This is a genomic window from Streptomyces griseorubiginosus, from assembly GCF_017614965.1.
Taxonomy (GTDB): Bacteria; Actinomycetota; Actinomycetes; order Streptomycetales; family Streptomycetaceae; genus Streptomyces; species Streptomyces griseorubiginosus_B.
This window is the reverse complement of record NZ_WVUG01000202.1, coordinates 1-16058: the sequence shown is the minus strand read 5'-3', so window position 1 is coordinate 16058 and position 16058 is coordinate 1. Positions and strand designations below refer to the sequence as shown.

The window sequence follows — 16058 nt, the reverse complement described above, 5'->3', positions numbered from 1 at the left end:
AACCAGGACACCGCGACGGACGTCGTCCGCTGGGCGGTCTTCTCCTGCGTCCTGGTTCCCGTGGTCCTCCTCTGGTACGGCACCTCGCTCGCCGGTGCCGCGGGCACCGCCCTCGGTCTCGCCGCCGTCACCGCGGTGTGCCGGCTGCTGCTGCGCCAGTCGGAGCGGGGCGCGGCACGCCTGCTCACCGACGAGCGGGCGCCCCGTCGCGGCCGTCGGTACAGGACCGGAACGGGGGCGCACAGAGGCGCTCGTCACACTGGTGGAAATACACCGGTCGGCTGACCGGTTTCCGCGCACGCGCCCGGCGCTTTTCAGCCAACTTCCCGCGACCGCTTGCCGCCACCCGGCACCACCCCCCAACCCCCGTTCGACCTGCACATACAGGGGGTACGGAGCCCCGCGCACCCTATGGGGATTGGCCACTGCGACAAGGCGCACTTCCCTGCACGGCCCACGAGTGCAACGCTTCGTGATCGAATGCTTCACGCCAAGTTGCCATGTCGACAATGTGCCGGTTCCCGAACTGGGTCACCCCGGCACCACGGGACACAGTAGATTCGATCTTGACGTCTTACGGCGGGGGACTCGTGCAGGACCGAGGGGAAACGTGCAGGAGCGACACAACCGAGGAGCCGCGACCACCGAGGGGGGCTTAGCAGTATGAGCCACGACTCCACTGCCGCGCCGGAAGCCGCGGCCCGGAAGCTTTCCGGGCGACGCCGCAAGGAGATCGTCGCGGTGCTGCTGTTCAGCGGCGGCCCCATCTTCGAGAGTTCCATTCCACTGTCGGTGTTCGGGATTGACCGCCAGGACGCCGGCGTGCCGCGCTACCGCCTGTTGGTGGCGGCCGGCGAGGAAGGCCCGCTGCGGACCACAGGGGGCCTGGAACTCACCGCGCCACATGGCCTGGAGGCGATCTCACGCGCCGGGACGGTCGTCGTGCCGGCCTGGCGTTCGATCACCTCCCCGCCGCCGGAGGAGGCGCTCGACGCACTGCGCCGAGCGCACGAGGAAGGCGCCCGCATCGTAGGGCTGTGCACCGGCGCCTTCGTCCTGGCCGCGGCGGGCCTGCTGGACGGCCGCCCCGCGACGACGCACTGGATGTACGCACCGACGCTGGCCAAACGCTATCCGTCGGTGCACGTGGATCCGAGGGAACTCTTCGTCGACGACGGAGACGTACTGACGTCCGCCGGCACGGCGGCCGGAATCGACCTCTGCCTCCACATCGTGCGCACCGACCACGGCAACGAGGCGGCCGGCGCCCTGGCCCGCCGTCTCGTCGTCCCGCCACGCCGGACGGGAGGCCAGGAGCGCTACCTGGACCGCTCTTTACCAGAGGAGATCGGCGCCGACCCGCTCGCCGAGGTCGTCGCCTGGGCGCTGGAGCACCTGCACGAGCAGTTCGACGTCGAGACGCTGGCGGCACGCGCGTACATGAGCCGCCGCACCTTCGACCGCCGCTTCCGCTCGCTGACGGGTTCGGCCCCGCTCCAGTGGCTGATCACGCAACGAGTGCTCCAGGCCCAGCGCTTGCTGGAGACCTCCGACTACTCGGTCGACGAGGTCGCGGGCCGTTGCGGCTTCCGCTCGCCGGTGGCCCTGCGCGGCCACTTCCGCCGCCAGCTGGGCTCGTCGCCGGCGGCGTACCGCGCCGCGTACCGGGCCCGCCGCCCCCAGGGCGACAAGCCGACGGACGTGGAACCGACGCCGGGTCCCGCGGCCCCGGGTCCGGCCCTTCACCAGGAGGGCCCGGTCCCGTTGCAGAGCCGTCGCGCGGCGGCGAGCGCGGTGGGTTCGGGAGCGACCCTCTCGACGGCCGCGACGGCGTCGGTGGACAACGCCCGCGAGATGTACGTCACCGGCCGGGCGAGCGTGCCGGGCCAGCGCAGCGGAGCCTGACGCGAAACGCCGGGCGGATTCCGGTCCGCCCGGCGTTCGGGCCCTTCGGTGGGGCCCCGGGTGCGCCGACCCCGGCACCGGGCATCCCAAAAGCGAGCGCCCGCTTTAGGGTGGTCGCATGAACGATCGCATGGTGTGGATCGACTGCGAGATGACCGGCCTCTCGCTGTCCGACGACGCGCTCATCGAGGTTGCCGCCCTCGTCACCGACTCCGAGCTGAACGTACTCGGCGAAGGAGTCGACATCGTCATCCGGCCGCCGGACCAGGCGCTGGAGACGATGCCGGAGGTGGTGCGTCAGATGCACACCGCGTCCGGGCTGCTCGCCGAGCTCCCCGGCGGCACGACCCTGGCGGACGCGGAGGACCAGGTCCTCACCTATGTCCGCGAACACGTCAAGGAGCCCGGCAAGGCGCCCCTGTGCGGCAACTCGGTCGGCACCGACCGCGGTTTCCTCCTCCGCGACATGCCCACCCTCGAGGACTACCTCCACTACCGCATCGTCGACGTCAGCTCCATCAAGGAGCTCGCTCGGCGCTGGTACCCGCGGGCGTACTTCAACAGCCCCGAGAAGAACGGCAACCACCGCGCCCTCGCCGACATCCGCGAGTCGATCGCCGAGCTCCGCTACTACCGCGAGGCGATCTTCGTACCCCAACCCGGCCCCGACTCGGACACCGCGAGGACGATCGCGGCGAAGCACGTCCTGCCTGCTCAGTAGCGTCCCCGGGGTCCTTGGAGAGCCCCTGCGAAAGCCGTGCGCGAGCACCCCTTCGGACCCTGTACACTTTTTCTCGGCCGGTCGGGGAAACCACAGACTTCAACCGCTGGTCGTGGTGGGTGTAGCTCAGCTGGTAGAGCACCTGGTTGTGGTCCAGGATGTCGCGGGTTCGAGTCCCGTCACTCACCCTTACGAGAAAGGCCCTTGGCCCGCGGAAACGCGGGCCAAGGGCCTTTCTGTCACGGGTGCCGAGCCGGCTCACGGGTACCGAGTCGGCGCGGTGCCCGCCGCGCGGAGCGGCTCCCTCTTGCGTGGTGAAGGCCGCGTGAAAAGCTGGGTATGAGGTTTGTCCAGGCCGGGCGGGTGACGGAGGGCACAGTGGACTGGGCACGGTTCGCGCAGCAGATGGCGTCGATGGCACGGGACCTGCTGGCCCAGGACTCGGTCACCGCGACGCTGGAGCGGATCACGGCCTCCGCCACCGAGCTGGTCGAGGGCTGCGACGCGGCCGGCATCCTCGTCCTGCACGGCACACAGGTGGAAACCCTCGCTCCCACCGACCCCTTCGTCACCGACAGCGACGACCTTCAGCAGCAGATGGGGGAAGGGCCCTGCTTCGACGCCGCCCGCAGCTCGCAGGGCGACCGCGTCTTCCGCATCGCCGACCTCACCGCCGAACAACAGCGCTGGCCCGCCTACGCCCCGCGGGCCCACCTCCTGGGGGTGGGCAGCATGATGGGCTTCCTGCTGTTCACCGACGACGAGGACCTCGGCGCGCTGAACCTCTACTCCCGCAAGCCCGGCGCCTTCAACCCGGACAGCGAGACCGCCGGCTGGCTGCTGGCCTCCCACGCGGCCGTCGCCTTCTCCAGCGCCCGCACCCACGCCCAGATGGAGCAGGCCGTCGCCACCCGCCACACCATCGGCGAGGCCATGGGCATCCTCATGGGCACACATCACCTCGCCGAGGAGGAGGCCTTCGACGTGCTGCGCCGCTACTCCCAGGAGAACAACATCAAACTCCGCGAGGTGGCCCGCCGCGTCTGCGAACAGGGCAGCCTGTCCTGACCCGGTCGTTAGCCGGCTCCCCCGGCTCCTGACTGAACCGGAGGGGCCTGAGCCGGGCCGGCCCCCAGGGGAAACGCCGCCGAACCCGGCCTGCACACCAAGTCCCCTTCCCGAACGCGCCGACACCCCTCACGCGAACGCGCGCTGAGTGACTCCCGGAACGGCTCTCGGCGCCGCCCAGCGCGCGCACCTCCTCGCCGAACGACGCCCCGAACACGCGCTCGTATCAAGGCCGGTTCATCCGGGACAAGCCAGACTGACCAGCTGCCGGGTGGGGGCTGCTGCCGCGGTCGCGGAGAGGCGCGGCTCACCCGTTCGTCTGATCGCCCGCGCCTTCGAGTGCCTGGGCGGTGTCCTCGGTGTGCGGGGAGGCGTCGTCGACGAAGCTGTACGGCGGCAGCGGACCGTTGACGCGGAGCTCCAGATGTGGGTGCTGCCGGCGGAGCCGGTCGACCGCCTCCAGGAACGGTGCCGCCGAGTCGCGGTCGATGAGGAAGGAGAGGTTGGCCAGCCAGCCGGTGCTCGACGGTGCGGCGCTGACCGCCTCTGCGGCAGGGCCCAGTTCCCGCTGGAGCATGTCGGCGTCGGCCGCTTCGCGGGCCTGGCGCGCGGCAGCGATCATCTCCCCGAGCCGGATCTTGTCCTCCTGCGAGCCCCCGCCGGCCTCCTGGTTGGCTCGTGCCAGGGAGCGGATCTCGTCGTTGTCCGCCACCACCAGCTGCAGCACGGCCTCCTCGTCGTGGTTGGCCTTGAGGTTGTACTCCGCCTTGCCGTCCAGCGCCCGCAGCCGCTCCAGCAGATGATCCGCACGCTCGGCCAGCACGCCGGTCACCGTCTCGTCGTCGGGCGAGACGCTGGCGAAGCGGATCGGCAGGACCACGCCGTCCTCCCCGGCCGCGTCCAGCACGCGCTGGTGGGCGAGGAGGTCACGCCGCTTGGGCCGGAGTTCCTCGGGGGCGTCGCTGACGATGGCGGCCAGCTCGCCCTCGCGCAGCACGCGCACCGGCCGCGGTGGGTCACCCACGCCGTCCACGTCCTTGAGGAGCGAGGTGAGTGAGGCGCGTGAGGCGTGGGTGATTCCGTAGACGTAGGTGCTCATCGCTCGTCCTCCCTCTGGCTCGCGGAACGGTTTGCCTGCTTCTGGCGTCCCTCGTCACGGGCCTGCTGGAAGGCCTGTGAGATCGTCTCGGCGGCCCCGGACAGCGCGCCCTTGGTCTTGCCGCGGGCACCGGATTCGGTGAGCTGTCCCGTGAGTTCGGTCAGGCCGGCCGGCTTGCGGGGGCCCGCCTCCAGGTCGAGTCGGTTGCACGCCTCGGCAAAGCGCAGATACGTGTCCACGCTCGCCACCACGACCCGTATGTCGATCTTGAGTATCTCGATGCCGACCAGGGAGACCCGCACGAACGCGTCGATCACCAGTCCCCGGTCGAGAATCAGCTCCAGCACGTCGTAGAGGCCACTGGAACCTCCGCCGCCGCCCTGCTGCGTTGCCACGGTCATCACGACCAGCCCCTTTGCCGTCCATGGGATCCCACCCCGCGCGGTGCCTCGCCGAGCCCGCGCTCCGGTTCCCGGTACGCGAGAAGCTCCGTGGAGCGTTCCCACAGGTCACCGCGGGCTGCCGGCCGTGCGCGGGCTTCCCGGTGCGGGTAGCCCGCGCCCCGAAGGACAAACACCTGTGCGAGCGAGATCGCCAGGGGCCGTGCGGCGATGACGCCGGCCGGGCGGGGGCACGGTCAGACTTCGATGTGGGAGCCCATGATGACCGTACGGTCGCCGGGCAGGCCGAAGTACTCGGCGGCGTCGGCCGTGATGTAGGAGGTGGCGATGAACAGGCGCTTGCGCCACGGGGCCATCGTCGGTGCCTTGCCGCGCCGCAGCTCGATCTTCGACAGGAAGTAGGACGCCCGCTCGAGGTCCAACGGCCCTTCGGTGTCGGCCGGTTCGAGCCTGGCCAGAGTGGCGGGCACGTCCGGGGTCTCCATGTAGCCGTACCGGGCCGTGACATGCACGATGCCGTCGTCGCCGAAGCCGAGGCTGTCCACGGCGAGGCGCTCGTCGGCCGGGACGCGGGGCACGGGCTCGGTCTCGATGGACAGGATCACGACCTGCTCGTGCCGTACGTGGTTGTGCTCGACGTTGGCCCGCATCGCCAGCGGCGCGGTCTCCTTGCCCCGGTTGAGGAAGACGGCCGTGCCGGGGACCACCCGTGTCGGCGTCCGCCCGGTCCGCAGGTCCTCGATGAACTCGGGCAACGGGCCCTCGTGCCGGGCCCGTTCCGCCGTCACGATGCTGCGCCCGCGCTGCCAGGTCGTCATGACCGTGAACACGGTCAGGCCGATCAGCAGCGGCAGCCACGCGCCGTGCACGAGTTTGGTCAGGTTGGCCGCCACGAACAGCAGGTCCACGAAGAGCAGCACGGTCGCGCCGATGCCGATGAGCCACCGGGGTGTGCCCCACTTGGCGCGGGCGACGTAGAAGAACAGCAGGGTGGTGATGGTGATGGTGCCGGTGACCGCCATGCCGAACGCGAAGGCCAGCGCCGCGGAGCTGCGGAAGGCGAAGACCAGGGTGAGGACCGAGACCATCAGCAGCCAGTTGACCCAGGGCACGTAGATCTGGCCCACGGTCGACTCGGAGGTGTGCGCGATCCGCAGCCGCGGCAGGTAGCCGAGCTGAGCCGCCTGGGAGGTGACCGAGTACGCGCCGGTGATCACCGCCTGGGAGGCGATCACCGTGGCCGCGGTGGCCAGGAGGATCATCGGCCACCGTCCCCAGTCGGGCACGAGGAGGAAGAAGGGGCTGCTGATGTTCTTCGGGTTCTCGAGGATGAGCGCGCCCTGTCCGAGGTAGCTCAGGACGCAGGCCGGGAAGACGAGGAACAGCCAGGCCCGGGTGATGGACCGGCGGCCGAAGTGCCCCATGTCGGCATACAGCGCCTCGGCGCCGGTGACCGCGAGCACGACCGCCGCGAGGGCGAAGAAGGCGGTGCCGAAGTGGCCGAACAGGAAGCTCAGGGCGTACGTCGGTGACAGCGCCCTGAGGATGCCCGGGTGCTCGGTGATGCCCTTGACGCCGCACGCGCCGATCGCCGTGAACCAGGCGATCATGACCGGCCCGAACACCCGGCCCACCGCCGCGGTGCCCCGGCGCTGCACCAGGAACAGGATCACGATGATCACCGCGGTGATCGGCACGACCGCGCTGTCCAGCGACGGCTCGACGACCTTGAGCCCCTCGACGGCGGACAGCACCGAGATGGCGGGCGTGATCATGCTGTCGCCGAAGAACAGCGACGCCCCGAAGATGCCCAGCGCGGCCAGGACCGCCGCGGCCCGCCTGCCCCGCTGTGAGGTCCACCTCCGCAGCAGGGTGATCAGGGCCATGATGCCGCCTTCGCCCTCGTTGTCGGCACGCATAGCCAGCAGCACGTACGTCACCGTCACGACGATCATCACCGACCAGAACACCAGTGACACCACGCCGTACACGTTCTGCGTGGACACCGGGACGGGGTGCGGGTCGCCCGGGTTGAACACGGTCTGGAGGGTGTAGATCGGGCTGGTCCCGATGTCGCCGAAGACCACGCCGAGCGCGCCGACCACGACCGCCAGACGGACCGAGTCGTGCGCGAGCCGTCCGCGCGCCTCCGGGGGCCGCGCAGACACGGTCTCCTGCTGGCTGTCGGCCATGCTGGTCCTCCTCCGGGCGGTCCGCCATGCCGCGGGCCTCGTGCATCAGTGCGGACATTACCGATGCACCGGTGGGGTCGCCGCTGGAGGGGGGCGCTGCCGTACGCCTGGAGGCGCCACGGACGGTGCGGGCCGGCGGGAGGCGGCGGCCTCCGGGGTCGGGTCAGTCGTATCGGCGCCGCTGCCCGGGTCACTCGCGCACGTGCGGAAGCGGTAGCTCCGCCCGGGCCGCGGGCAGAACGATCTCGTTACGGCCGTACGTCTCAACCAGCCCTCGGAGGTGCTGACTTGACCGTCATCGTCGGCCTGGTCCACCGCAAGCGCGTCCATCTGGCCGGCGATTCCGCCGGCAGCGACGGCTACCGGCTCACCATCCGCCGCGACCCCAAGGTGTTCACCAACGGGCCCTACGCGTTCGGCTTCACCACCTCCTTCCGCATGGGCCAGCTGCTCCACCACGCCTTCGAGGCCCCGCACCCGGAGGGCGACCTCGACCGTTTCATGGCCACCACCTTCGTCAACGCCGTCCGCACCTGCCTCAAGGACGGCGGCTGGGCGCGCAAGGACTCCGAGCAGGAACAGGCCGGCACCTTCCTCGTCGGCGTGCACGGCAGGCTCTTCGTCCTGGACAGCGACTACCAGGTCGGCGAACCCGCCGACGGGTACGCGGCGGTCGGCTGCGGCGAGGAACTCGCCCTCGGCGCCCTCCACGCCACCGCCGAACTCGCGCTGAAGCCGCGCGAGCGCCTCACCGTCGCCCTCCGCGCCGCCGACCACCACAGCGCGGGCGTCGCCGCGCCGTACACCTACGCCAAGACTCCCCGCTGACGCACCATGACCGAACAACCCCCGCGCGTACGGGCCGAGTTCTTCCGCACCGCACGCCTGGACGCGGTCCCCCTCGCCGTGGAACACGCCGCCGAGATGGCCGCCGTACTGTCCGACCCGGCGCTGCACGTCTTCATCGGCGGCACCCCCGCCTCGCCCGACGACCTCCGCGCCCGCTACGAACGCCTGGTCGCCGGCAGTCCCGACCCGGCCGTGTCCTGGTGCAACTGGGTGCTGCGGCTGCGGCAGGAGGCCCGGCTGGTGGGAACCGTGCAGGCCACGGTCGTGGGGGCCGTCGCGGAGATCGCCTGGGTGGTCGGGAGCCCGTGGCAGGGACGGGGCTTGGCCTCCGAGGCCGCCTGCGGGCTCGTCGCGTTGCTGGCCCGCAGGCCCTCCGTGCGGACGGTGATCGCCCACGTCCATCCCGAGCACCGGGCGTCGGAGTCGGTCGCCCGGGCCGCCGGGCTCGAGCCGACGGAGGTGGAGCAGGACGGTGAGCGGAGGTGGCGGCTGGAGCTGCCCCGTTGACCAGGAGACAAGCCGTCCAGGTAGACAGGCCGTCTAGGAAGACGCCCGCGTCACCAGTTCCGTCGCCAGCACCACCTGGCGGCGCTCCAGCCCCCGTGAGACCGCCGGGCGGCGGTCGGCGATCTCCTCCAGGAGGAGGTCGATCATGCGCCGGCCCATCTCCTCGATGGGCTGGCGGACGCTGGTGAGGGGCGGGTCCATGTGGCGGGCGATGGCGGAGTCGTCGTAGCCGACGAGGGCCACGTCGTCGGGGATGCGGCGGCCCTCCTCGCGCAGCACCTGGCGGGCGCCCGCCGCCATGACGTCCGAGCCGGCGAAGACCGCGTCCAGGTCGGGGCAGCGGGCGAGCAGCTTGGTCATCGCCCGGTGGCCGCCCTCCTCGGTGAAGTCGCCGGCCTCGATCAGGCGCTCGTCCACCTCGTGGCCGGCGTCGCGCAGGGCGTCGCGGTAGCCGTCGACGCGGCGCTGGGCGCCGTAGACGTCGAGGCGGCCGGTGATGTGGGCGATCCTGCTGCGGCCCCCGGCCAGCAGGTGCTCGGCGGCCGAGCGGCCGCCGCCGTAGTTGTCGGAGTCGACCGAGGTGAGGGTCTCCGCGGCAGAGCGGGGGCCGCTGATCACGGCCGGGATCTCGAGTTGGGCCAGCAGGTCGGGCAGGGGGTCGTCGGCGTGCACGGAGACCAGCAGGACGCCGTCCACGCGGTGGGCGGCGAGGTACTGGGCCAGGCGCCTGCGCTCGCGGTCGTTGCCCGCGAAGATCAGGAGCAACTGCATCTCGGTCTCGGAGAGTTCGGCGCCGACGCCCTTGAGCATGTCGGAGAAGTACGGCTCCGAGAAGAACCGGGTCTCCGGCTCGGGGACGACCAGCGCGATCGCGTCCGTGCGGTTGGCGGCGAGGGCGCGGGCCGCGGTGTTGGGGACGTAACCGAGTTCGGCGACCGCCGCCTCCACGGCCGCGCGGGTGGCGTCGCTGACGCGGGGGGAGCCGTTGATCACGCGGGAGACCGTGCCGCGGCCGACACCGGCCCGCGCGGCGACCTCCTCGAGGGTGGGCCGGCCCCCGCTCCGGCTCCGCGCTCCGTGGCCTGTTGCCATTGGCTCCGCCTCCCATGGACCTACGTTGGCCTGGAATCTAACAGCCCCGTGAGCAGTGGCGACCGTCCCCGGGCGCCCCGGCGGCACGCCGGAGGACCCAGGTCACGGACCTCGCGATTCCACTTAACGTCCCGATAACTGAACGCATATCTCCGCGTCCGCTCCCTTGACACCCCCGCCCCGACCGGCGAACCTTCAACACATCACTTGTGGGAGCGCTCCCACAGTACCTGACACATACACATCCCGCACGTTCCCCGCCCGAGCCGCAGCGAGTACGAACGGGCCCAACCAATGCAGTTGGCCGGGGGGTCGGCACGTCAGGCAACAGGAGGACGCAACATGGGCACGAGTACCCGACGGTCCCGCAGGCTGATGGCCCTCGCGGCCGTCGCCGCGCTGGCCACGGGCCTGCTGGCCGGCTGCTCCAAGGACTCGGACAACGGCTCGTCGAACGACAGCGGCGGCGACGCCAAGGGCAAGACCACGCTGACCATCGGCACCTTCGGTGTGTTCGGCTACAAGCAGGCCGGCCTGTACGACGAGTACATGAAGCTCCACCCGGACATCAACATCAAGGAGAACGTCACCACCCGCACCGACGTCTACTGGCCCAAGGTCCTCACCCGCCTCCAGGCCGGCTCCGGCACCGACGACATCCAGGCGATCGAGGTCGGCAACATCACCGAGGCCGTGCAGACGCAGGGGTCGAAGTTCGTCGACCTGGGCAAGGACGTCGACAAATCCCAGTGGCTGGACTGGAAGAACGCCCAGGCCACCACCAAGGACGGCAAGCTGATCGGCCTCGGCACCGACATCGGCCCGATGGCGATCTGCTACCGCAAGGACCTCTTCCAGAAGGCCGGGCTGCCCACCGACCGCACCCAGCTCGCCTCCATGTGGAAGGGCGACTGGGCCAAGTACGTGGACGTCGGCAAGCAGTACATGAAGAAGGCGCCCAAGGGCACCAAGTTCGTGGACTCGGCCTCCTCCGTCTACAACGCGGCCCTCGGCGGCGCGAGCGAGCGCTACTACGACAAGGGCAGCGACAAGGTCATCTGGGACACCTCCGACGGCGTGAAGAAGGCCTGGAACGTCGCGATGACGGTGGCGACCAGCAACATGTCGGCGAAGCTGAAGCAGTTCGACAAGCCGTGGGACCAGGGCTACGCCAACGCCACCTTCGCCACCGTGGCCTGCCCGGCCTGGATGATCGGCTACATCGAGCAGAAGTCCGGTGACTCCGGCAAGGGCAACTGGGACGTGGCGGCGGCCCCGACCGCGTCCAACTGGGGCGGTTCCTTCCTCGGCGTGCCGACGGCGGGCAAGCACCAGAAGGAGGCCATCGCCCTGGCGAAGTGGCTGACCGCGCCCGAGCAGCAGGCCAAGGTCTTCGCCAAGCAGGCCAGCTTCCCGTCGACCCCGTCGGCGTACTCGAGCCTGAAGCCGGCCGCGGACACCACGGCGTACTTCTCCAACGCCCCGATCACGCAGATCTTCGCGGACTCGGCGAAGACGATCCCGTCGCAGTACTTCGGCATCAAGGACCAGCCGATCAACACCGCGATCACCGACGTCGGCATCCTCCAGGTCGAGCAGAAGGGCAAGACGCCCGACCAGGGCTGGAAGGCGGCCGAGAACGAGATCAAGGACGTGCTCGGCCAGTGACCAGCTCCAAGCAGGCTCTCGCGCATCCCGCGTCGAGCGCCGAGGCCGCGCCCGGCACCCCGCCGGGCGCGGCCCGGGGCGCTCAGGGTCGCGGTACGCCGCCTGCGGGTCCCGACTCGTGGCGCAGCCGGCTGTACCGCTGGGACATGAAGGCGTCCCCGTACGCGTTCATCGCCCCCTTCTTCGTCATCTTCGGGGCCTTCTCCCTGGTCCCGCTGCTGTACACCGCCTGGTACTCGCTGCACAACGTGCAGTTGTCCTCGCTGGACACCCAGACCTGGGCGGGTCTGGACAACTACAAGAACCTGTTGTCCTCGGACTTCTTCTGGAACGCCCTGAAGAACACCTTCACCATCGGTCTGATCTCGACCGTGCCGCAGCTGATGGCCGCGATCGGCCTGGCGCATCTGCTCAACTACCGGCTGCGCGGCTCGACGATCTGGCGGGTCGTGATGCTGACCCCGTACGCCACCTCGGTGGCGGCGGCGACGCTGGTCTTCACGCTGCTGTACTCCTGGGACGGCGGCATGATCAACTGGCTGCTGCACTTCGTCGGGGTCGATCCGGTCAACTGGCGTGAGTCCGACTGGGGTTCGCAGTTCGCGGTGTCCTCGATCGTGATCTGGCGGTGGACCGGCTACAACGCGCTGATCTACCTGGCGGCGATGCAGGCCATCCCGACGGACCTGTACGAGTCGGCCTCGCTGGACGGCGCCAACCGCTGGCAGCAGTTCCGGCACGTGACGATCCCGCAGTTGCGGCCCACGATCCTGTTCACCGTCGTGGTGTCCACCATCGGCGCGACCCAGCTGTTCGGTGAGCCCCTGCTGTTCGGCGGGGTCAGCGGGTCCAAGGGCGGCTCCGAGCACCAGTACCAGACCCTGGGTCTGTACATGTACGACCAGGGCTGGATCATCGGCAACCTGGGCAAGGCGTCCGCGATCGCCTGGTCGATGTTCCTCATCCTGGTGGTCATCGCCGCGGTCAACATGCTGCTCACCCGACGCCTGAGGAAGTCCCAATGACCACCAGTGAACTGACCCTGCCTCAGGTCCGTAAGGAGCCGCGCCGTCCGCGCCGGGTGATGGGGGCGGGCAAGCAGTTGCACGCGGGCCCGGTCACCTACATCGTCCTGACGGTCTTCGCCCTGGTCTCGCTGGCGCCCCTGGTGTGGACGGCGATCGCGGCCTCGCGCACCGACCGTCGGCTGGCCGAGACGCCGCCGCCGCTGTGGTTCGGCGGGAACCTGTTCAAGAACATGCAGGCCGCCTGGGACCAGGCGGGGCTCGGCACCGCGATGTTCAACAGCACGGTCGTCGCCGGGACGATCACCGTCGCGACGGTGCTGTTCTCCACGCTCGCCGGGTTCGCCTTCGCCAAGCTGCGGTTCAGGTTCTCCAGCGCGCTGCTGCTGCTGACCATCGGCACCATGATGATCCCGCCGCAGCTGGCCGTCGTACCGCTGTATCTGTGGATGAGCGACCTGGGCTGGTCGAACCAGCTGCAGACCGTCATCCTGCCGACCCTCGTGACCGCCTTCGGGACGTTCTTCATGCGCCAGTACCTGGTGCAGGCGCTGCCGACCGAGCTGATCGAGGCCGCGAGAGTGGACGGCGCGAGCAGCCTCCGGGTCGTGTGGCACGTGGTCTTCCCGGCGGCGCGGCCGGCGATGGCCGTGCTCGGCCTGCTGACCTTCGTGTTCGCGTGGAACGACTTCCTGTGGCCGATCATCGCCCTGAACCAGCAGAACCCGACCGTGCAGGTCGCCCTGAACTCGCTCGGCACCGGCTATGTCCCCGACCAGGCCGTGATCATGGCGGGCGCGCTGCTGGGCACACTGCCGCTGCTGATCGCCTTCATCCTGTTCGGCAAGCAGATCGTGGGCGGCATCATGCAGGGCGCGATCAAGGGCTGACGCCCGGACCCGTTCGCGCCGGCGCGCGTCCTCGGGGCCGGGTCAGCGCCGTCCCGGCCCCCACTCCTTCCGACTCTTCGGTCTCGACGACCACTTATGGGAGCGCTTCCATGACTGACTCCGCACACCCGGCGACCCCGGTGACCTTTCCTCCCGGCTTCCTGTGGGGCGCCGCGACCTCCGCGTACCAGATCGAGGGGGCCGTGCGGGAGGACGGTCGTACGCCCTCGATCTGGGACACCTTCAGCCACACCCCCGGCAAGACGGTGGGCGGTGAGCACGGTGACATCGCTGTCGACCACTACCACCGCTACCGCGAGGACGTGGCGATGATGGCCGACCTGGGCCTGTCCGCCTACCGCTTCTCGATCTCCTGGTCGCGGGTGCAGCCCACGGGGCGCGGGCCCGCCGTGCAGGTGGGCCTGGACTTCTACCGCCGGCTGGTCGACGAGCTGCTCGGGCACGGCATCAAGCCGGCCGTCACCCTCTACCACTGGGACCTGCCGCAGGAGCTGGAGGACGCCGGCGGCTGGCCCGAGCGCGACACCGCGTTCAGGTTCGCCGAGTACGCGCAGATCGTCGGCGAGGCGCTGGGCGACCGGGTGGAACAGTGGATCACCCTCAACGAGCCCTGGTGCAGCGCCTTCCTGGGCTACGGCTCCGGCGTGCACGCCCCCGGCCGCACCGAGCCGGAGGCCACACTGCGCGCCGCGCACCACCTCAACCTGGCCCACGGCCTGGGCACGTTGGCGCTGCGCTCGACCATGCCCGCCCGCAACTCGGTGGCCATCAGCCTCAACTCCTCCGTCGTCAGGCCCCTTTCGCCGCAGAACCCGGCGGACCTCGCGGCGGTGCGGAAGATCGACGACCTGGCCAACGGGGTCTTCCACGGCCCGATGCTGCACGGGGCCTACCCGGAGACGCTGTTCACGGCGACCTCTTCGGTCACCGACTGGTCGTACGTCCTCGACGGCGACCTGCAGACCATCAACCAGCCGCTGGACGCGCTGGGCCTCAACTACTACACGCCGACGCTGGTCTCGGCCGCCGAGGGCCCGGTGAACGGCCCGCGCACCGACGGCCACGGCGCGAGCGAGCACTCCCCGTGGCCGGGCGCGGACGACGTCGCCTTCCACCAGACGCCGGGCGAGCGCACGGAGATGGGCTGGACGATCGACCCGACCGGCCTGCACGAGCTGATCATGCGCTACACCCGCGAGGCCCCCGGCCTGCCGCTGTACATCACCGAGAACGGCGCGGCCTACGACGACAAGCCCGACCCCGACGGCCGCGTGCACGACCCGGAGCGCATCGCCTACCTCCACGGCCACCTCTCGGCGGTGCGCCGCGCCATCACCGACGGCGCCGACGTGCGCGGCTACTACCTGTGGTCGCTGATGGACAACTTCGAGTGGGCCTACGGCTACGACAAGCGCTTCGGCGCGGTGTACGTCGACTACGCCTCCCTCGCCCGTACGCCGAAGTCGAGCGCCCACTGGTACGGCCAGGCGGCACGGACGGGCACCCTGCCGTCGGCGACGTCCGACTGACCCACGGGGGGCACCGGGAGACGGGACGCGGCACGTCGAGGGGGCGTGCCGCGTCCCGCGCGGTTCACGAGGGGGAGCAGGCGGTGACTGCGCGCCCCGGCCGGCTGGTGGGGGAAGTCCGGCCGGGGCGCGTCGGCCCCCGTTCCGCGGTGGTCAGTTGAAGGCGCCGAACGCCTTCGAGAAGGCGAACTTGTCCTGGGCGATCGAGCTGCAGGTGGCGTCGGCGGTGGGCTTGGTGCCGCCGGGGCACTGCTGGTCGCGGGTCGCCGACCACATGGACAGCCAGCCCAGACCCTTGGACTTGGCGAAGTTCACCAGCTGGGTGGCGTCGTCGACCTTGAAGACCTCGGAGGAGACGTCGTTGACGCCGATCATCGGAGTGACGGCGACCGTCTTCCAGGCGGCCGCGTCGGACAGCCCCAGCACGCTCTTGACCTGGGCCTGCGTTGCGGTGGCAGCCTGCTCGGCGTAGGTGCCCATGTCGCCGTTGTAGGAGGCGCCGTAGTCCATCGCCATGATGTTGACGGCCGCGATCCGCACTCCGTTGGCCTTGGCGTTGGACAGCAGGTTCACGCCGTCCTGGGTGAGGCCCTCCGGCATGACCGGGAGCGTGAAGGAGACGTCCAGACCGGGGTGTTGGGCCTCGAGCCTGGCTATCGCCTTCGCCCGGTTGGTGTTCGCCGTCGCGTTGGGCAGCGCGCCGCCCTCCACGTCGAAGTCGACCTTGGTCAGCTTGTACGCGTCGACGACCTTGCCGTACGCCGCCGCCAGCGCGTCCGCCGAGGAGCACGTCGTCGCGAGCTCCGAGCCGGAGGCGCCGCCGAAGGAGACCCGGACGTCACCGCCCTTCGCGCGCAACGCCCCGATCTGCGAGGCCACGCCGTCGCTGCCGAGGTCCGTGACCCCGCCCCACTTCGGTGTGCAGCCGCCGCCGTCGGTGACGAAGGCCAGGTTGTAGTTCTTCACGCCGGTCGCGTTGGCGCTGGCGAGCAGGTCGAAGGCGGGGTAGAGGGAGGTGTCGACGTAGGGCGCGAATCCGGCGCTCGCGGTGGTGCCGGTGCCGGTGGTCTGGGTGGGGGTCGGCGTGGGGG

The 16058-nt window shown here is 70.4% G+C and carries 15 protein-coding genes and 1 tRNA gene; 11 read left to right on the top strand and 5 right to left on the bottom strand.

Features of this window, described 5'->3' with window-relative positions:
* From GRC12_RS29970 to GRC12_RS29950, 5 genes are all read left to right on the top strand, one after another.
* A partial coding sequence (locus GRC12_RS29970) for a hypothetical protein (RefSeq protein ID WP_208782677.1) occupies nucleotides 1–285 on the top strand: 285 nt, incomplete at its 5' end.
* Nucleotides 286–663: 378 nt separating this feature from the next.
* Nucleotides 664–1905 carry a helix-turn-helix domain-containing protein gene (locus GRC12_RS29965; RefSeq protein WP_208782676.1) on the top strand — a complete coding sequence of 414 codons (1242 nt, stop codon included), beginning with the start codon at nucleotides 664–666 and terminating at the stop codon, nucleotides 1903–1905.
* A 118-nt stretch (nucleotides 1906–2023) separates the two neighbouring features.
* Nucleotides 2024–2626, top strand: a complete 603-nt coding sequence (orn, locus tag GRC12_RS29960) for an oligoribonuclease (RefSeq protein ID WP_208782675.1) — start codon at nucleotides 2024–2026, stop codon at nucleotides 2624–2626.
* Nucleotides 2627–2741: 115 nt separating this feature from the next.
* Nucleotides 2742–2814 (top strand) — tRNA-His (locus GRC12_RS29955).
* 217 nt (nucleotides 2815–3031) lie between these two features.
* Complete coding sequence (locus GRC12_RS29950) at nucleotides 3032–3694, top strand: GAF and ANTAR domain-containing protein (protein ID WP_208782678.1); 663 nt, start codon at nucleotides 3032–3034, stop codon at nucleotides 3692–3694.
* A gap of 307 nt (nucleotides 3695–4001) precedes the next feature.
* Here GRC12_RS29950 and GRC12_RS29945 read toward each other — a convergent pair whose 3' ends face one another.
* From GRC12_RS29945 to GRC12_RS29935, 3 genes are all read right to left on the bottom strand, one after another.
* Entirely contained in the window at nucleotides 4002–4793 is a 792-nt protein-coding gene (locus tag GRC12_RS29945; protein WP_208782674.1) for a GvpL/GvpF family gas vesicle protein, read from the bottom strand.
* Nucleotides 4790–5194 carry a gas vesicle structural protein GvpA gene (locus GRC12_RS29940; RefSeq protein WP_208782673.1) on the bottom strand — a complete coding sequence of 135 codons (405 nt, stop codon included), beginning with the start codon at nucleotides 5192–5194 and terminating at the stop codon, nucleotides 4790–4792. Before GRC12_RS29940 ends, GRC12_RS29945 begins: the two co-directional genes overlap by 4 nt.
* Before the next feature lie 236 nt (nucleotides 5195–5430).
* A complete protein-coding gene (locus GRC12_RS29935; protein WP_208782672.1) occupies nucleotides 5431–7386 on the bottom strand; it encodes a potassium transporter Kup in 1956 nt (651 codons plus the stop codon).
* A 288-nt stretch (nucleotides 7387–7674) separates the two neighbouring features.
* Between GRC12_RS29935 and GRC12_RS29930 the strand changes: the two genes are divergently transcribed.
* Together GRC12_RS29930 and GRC12_RS29925 are read left to right on the top strand one after the other, a co-directional pair.
* The gene (locus tag GRC12_RS29930) at nucleotides 7675–8214 is read left to right on the top strand and encodes a hypothetical protein (protein WP_208782671.1); all 540 of its coding nucleotides are present in this window, start codon (nucleotides 7675–7677) and stop codon (nucleotides 8212–8214) included.
* A gap of 6 nt (nucleotides 8215–8220) precedes the next feature.
* On the top strand, nucleotides 8221–8742 hold the full coding sequence (locus GRC12_RS29925) for a GNAT family N-acetyltransferase (RefSeq protein WP_208782670.1): 522 nt from the start codon (nucleotides 8221–8223) through the stop codon (nucleotides 8740–8742).
* A 33-nt stretch (nucleotides 8743–8775) separates the two neighbouring features.
* Here GRC12_RS29925 and GRC12_RS29920 read toward each other — a convergent pair whose 3' ends face one another.
* Nucleotides 8776–9834, bottom strand: a complete 1059-nt coding sequence (locus GRC12_RS29920; protein WP_208782669.1) for a LacI family DNA-binding transcriptional regulator — start codon at nucleotides 9832–9834, stop codon at nucleotides 8776–8778.
* Nucleotides 9835–10176: 342 nt separating this feature from the next.
* On the opposite strand from GRC12_RS29920, the gene GRC12_RS29915 reads away from it, so the two are divergent.
* From GRC12_RS29915 to GRC12_RS29900, 4 genes are all read left to right on the top strand, one after another.
* Nucleotides 10177–11502, top strand: a complete 1326-nt coding sequence (locus GRC12_RS29915) for an ABC transporter substrate-binding protein (RefSeq protein ID WP_208782668.1) — start codon at nucleotides 10177–10179, stop codon at nucleotides 11500–11502.
* Nucleotides 11499–12527, top strand: a complete 1029-nt coding sequence (locus tag GRC12_RS29910; protein ID WP_208782667.1) for a carbohydrate ABC transporter permease — start codon at nucleotides 11499–11501, stop codon at nucleotides 12525–12527. The genes GRC12_RS29915 and GRC12_RS29910 overlap by 4 nt, the downstream gene beginning before the upstream one ends.
* Nucleotides 12524–13417 (top strand): carbohydrate ABC transporter permease, encoded by an 894-nt coding sequence (locus GRC12_RS29905; protein WP_208782666.1) that lies wholly within the window; start codon nucleotides 12524–12526, stop codon nucleotides 13415–13417. Before GRC12_RS29910 ends, GRC12_RS29905 begins: the two co-directional genes overlap by 4 nt.
* A 110-nt stretch (nucleotides 13418–13527) precedes the next feature.
* On the top strand, nucleotides 13528–14967 hold the full coding sequence (locus GRC12_RS29900; protein ID WP_208782665.1) for a GH1 family beta-glucosidase: 1440 nt from the start codon (nucleotides 13528–13530) through the stop codon (nucleotides 14965–14967).
* Nucleotides 14968–15120: 153 nt separating this feature from the next.
* Here the strand turns inward: GRC12_RS29900 and GRC12_RS29895 are convergent.
* Nucleotides 15121–16058 (bottom strand): chitinase (locus GRC12_RS29895; RefSeq protein ID WP_208782664.1); only part of this gene is annotated, 938 nt, incomplete at its 5' end.